Below are 233 nucleotides of genomic sequence, written 5' to 3'. Positions count from 1 at the left end.
CTTCGGCGTGCAATCGATGGATCGACAAACGCTGAAGAACAACACCGTCGGCCTTGCCAAGGCGGCGAAGATCTTCAACATCCCCACCACCATCACCACCGTCGAGAGCGAGAGCTTCTCCGGCTACACCTACCCTGAGCTGCTCGACGTATTCCCGGGCAAGGAACTGCTCGAACGCACCTCGATGAACTCGTGGGATGACCAGAAGGTGCGCGACGCGCTGGCCAAGAACA

At 59.2% G+C, this 233-nt stretch carries 1 pseudogene; it reads left to right on the top strand.

From position 1 onward, the window contains the following. Nucleotides 1–16 precede the first annotated feature (16 nt). A pseudogene (locus tag RVY79_RS21685) lies at nucleotides 17–233 on the top strand (hydrolase); the annotation flags it as partial.

Origin of the sequence: Chromohalobacter sp. HP20-39 (genome assembly GCF_033052815.1) — a bacterium.
In the GTDB taxonomy this organism is placed as follows: domain Bacteria; phylum Pseudomonadota; class Gammaproteobacteria; order Pseudomonadales; family Halomonadaceae; genus Chromohalobacter.
This window is presented reverse-complemented; position numbering and strand designations above follow the sequence as displayed.